The organism is Gammaproteobacteria bacterium (assembly GCA_027296625.1).
In the GTDB taxonomy this organism is placed as follows: Bacteria; Pseudomonadota; Gammaproteobacteria; order JAKEHO01; family JAKEHO01; genus JAKEHO01.
The window spans coordinates 1-2,542 of record JAPUIX010000090.1; the positions used below are offsets into that span (position 1 = coordinate 1).

The following is a 2,542-nucleotide window of genomic DNA, read 5'->3' on the forward strand; positions in this document are numbered from 1 at the left end:
GCTTTTACATGAGGGGGAATGACAAGTTCTCGGTATTCCTCACTCTGCCGCTCAAACAGTTCCCATGAGGGCATGCTCACCACACGAACCTTGATCCCATCGACTGTCAATCTTTCGTAGGCATCGATACACAGTGATACCTCACTACCGCTGCCTAGTAGCAAGACTTCAGGTTTACCGTCAATGGCGTCGGCCAACACATAGGCACCCTGTGCGAGCCCGGATGCTGGCGCGTATTTGGTGCGGTCAAGGGTTGGAAGCGCCTGCCTGCTAAGAATCAACGCTACTGGTTCGTGATGCAGTTGCATGATCACACACCAGGCCTCAGTCACTTCGTTGGCATCAGCTGGTCGCAAGGTGATCAATCCCGGAACGGCTCGCAGGGATGCAAGTTGTTCAATGGGCTGATGGGTTGGTCCGTCCTCGGCAACGCCTATTGAGTCATGAGTGAAGATATGAATCACCGGAATTTCCATCAGCGCGCTGAGCCTGATGGCCGGTCGGGCGTAGTCGCTGAAAATCAAGAAACCCGACCCATAGGGCCGTATCTTTGAGAGCGACAACCCATTCAGGATCGATCCCATAGCGTGCTCGCGAATCCCGAAATGTAAATTGCGCCCCCCATAGTTTTCAGCAGTGAAATCGCCGGCACCTTCGAAGGAAAGACGGGTTTTGGTCGATGGGGTCAAGTCAGCCGAACCTCCGATCATCCATGGAACATTCTTAGCGATTGCATTGAGGACCTTGGCTGAAGCTTCGCGTCCAGCCATACCCTTTCGATCCGGGGAAAACGACGGCAATCCTTTGTCCCATCCATCAGGTAGCTGGCGATGCTGCATCTTATACAGGTGATCGGCCAACTCTGGATATCGTGCTTTGTAATCATCAAACTTCGCCATCCACGCTTCACGTAGCTCGTGACCGCGCTTGCCAAACCCCTCCTCGAAGTGATCGTAAACGTCTTGAGGCACTAAGAACTTTGCATCCTCTGGCCACCCGTACCGTTTCTTGGTCAGCCTAATCTCATCCTCGCCTAACGGCTCGCCGTGCGCTGCGTGGGTGTCTTGCTTATTGGGCGAGCCCCATGCGATATGACTATCAACAATGATGAGGGTCGGTCTATCGTCTGTGTTCTTGAATGTCCTAAAAGCTCGTTCGAGCGTTTCCAGGTCATTCGCGTCCCCGACGCGGGTGACGTTCCAACCGTAGCCGATGAAGCGCGTTGCCACATCTTCACTGAATGCCCAGGCAGTGTGACCCTCAATTGTTATCTTGTTGTTGTCGTAGATCCAACAGAGATTGGAGAGACCAAGGTGGGCGGCCAGTGAAGCAGCCTCGCCAGACACTCCTTCCATCATACAGCCATCACCACAAAGAGCATACGTTTCATAATTGAACAATTCGAAGCCGGGGCGGTTAAAGTACTGAGCCATCCACCGCTCGGCCATGGCCATGCCTACACTTGTTGCAACACCCTGACCCAAGGGACCAGTTGTGGTTTCAACTCCAGATGTCCAGCGGTACTCCGGATGACCGGGGCATTTACTGTGGAGCTGGCGAAAACACTTAATATCATCGAGGGGTACCGATAACTCGCCTAGTCTTTCGTATTTGGGATTTACGGCTTTCACGCGGGCCAGGTGCAGCATGGAATACAGTAGCATCGACGCGTGGCCAACAGAAAGAACAAATCGATCCCGATTCGGCCAGATCGGGTCGTTAGGATCAAATCGCAAGAACCTCTGCCAGAGGCAGTAAACCACTGGCGCCAAGGCCATTGCCGTTCCGGGATGGCCCGAGTTGGCTTGTTGCACAGCATCTATTGAAAGCGTGCGAATGGTATTTATGGACAATTGATCGATGGTCGCGCTTTCTGTTGTTAGATTTTTCATTCTAGTTCTCCTCAATCAGCGATTTAGCGTGGACGATTCGTAACCAAACAAAATCTCGTTAACGTTGCCTTAAGCTGTGGGCCGGTCTGGCGTGGTCCGTGCGTATACACGGGCCGTCACCGAACGGACCGTCACCTTCAAGGCATTGTTATGCCTCCGCTCGGTTTGACACTCGGAGCCCGCAATTCTTCGTCAAGACGCTCCGCGATGAAGATTTTGAGAAACGATTGGTACGGGACGTCTCTCTTGTTGGCGAGTCGCTTCAACGCTGCCAACATTATGGCTGGGAGTCTGAGCGAGATAGACATTCTGTCAAGAGGTCCTTCAAACGCGTAATGACCAGGAGCCGTGGAGACTTTCAACTAACTTTGGGCTTGACTCCGGAAGTCGGCAGAAGGAGAAGCTTTTTCTGCTCCGCGGCTTCGCGCCACTCACGACTGTCGTGGGCGAGCACAGGCTCCCGCAATATCGGATGACCGCGCTCCCGCTCCCAGCGATCGAAATCCGGCGCGCGGGTCAGCATCATCTTGACCATGAAGGCAAGAGCGCCGGGCTTCGTGCCCGCACGCAGGCCACGTGCAATCAGATCAGGCTGGGCGATGTATCGTTTAGCAATCGTCTCGAAAGACTCCGGTGGCCTGCCGCAGATC

Annotated in this window: 3 protein-coding genes; all 3 read right to left on the bottom strand. The window is 53.9% G+C overall.

Translation table 11 applies throughout. The features are described from left to right. The coding region (gene tkt, locus O6944_04850; GenBank protein MCZ6718465.1) for a transketolase at positions 1-1,892 on the bottom strand (1,892 nt) is incomplete at its 3' end. A gap of 137 nt (positions 1,893-2,029) precedes the next feature. Further along, a complete protein-coding gene (locus O6944_04855) occupies positions 2,030-2,200 on the bottom strand; it encodes a CopG family antitoxin (GenBank protein MCZ6718466.1) in 171 nt (56 codons plus the stop codon). Positions 2,201-2,250: 50 nt separating this feature from the next. Next, a partial coding sequence (locus O6944_04860; protein MCZ6718467.1) for a hypothetical protein occupies positions 2,251-2,542 on the bottom strand: 292 nt, incomplete at its 5' end.

Coding starts and splice junctions, on each gene's coding strand:
- O6944_04855 (MCZ6718466.1), bottom strand. CDS start 2,200: ATGTCTATCTCGCTCAGACTCCCAGCCATAATGTTGGCAGCGTTGAAG.